Below are 349 nucleotides of genomic sequence, written 5' to 3' on the forward strand. Positions count from 1 at the left end.
GCCGTACACCATCGGGCACGAGAACGCGGGATGGGTACACGCGGTCGGCTCGGCCGTGACCAACGTGGCGGAGGGCGACAAGGTCATCGTGCACCCGCTCATCACGTGCGGTCTGTGTCGCGCGTGCCGGTCCGGCGACGACGTGCACTGCGAGATCAACCAGTTCCCCGGCATCGACACCAACGGCGGGTACGCGGAGTACCTCAAGACGTCCGCTCGCAGCGTGGTCAAGATCGGAGACTCGCTGGAACCGGCCGACGTCGCGGCCCTAGCCGACGCCGGTCTCACCGCGTATCACGCGGCGGCCAAGGCGGCGAAGCATCTGACCCCGCGGGACAAGTGCATCGTG

The 349-nt window shown here is 68.2% G+C and carries 1 protein-coding gene; it reads left to right on the forward strand.

The genetic code is table 11. The annotated features are described in order from the left end of the window. On the forward strand, positions 1–349 hold a 349-nt coding region (locus AC1DYP_RS24895; protein ID WP_477048578.1), incomplete at both ends, for an alcohol dehydrogenase catalytic domain-containing protein.

The sequence above is a fragment of the Caulobacter sp. P1_D6 genome (assembly GCF_056406095.1).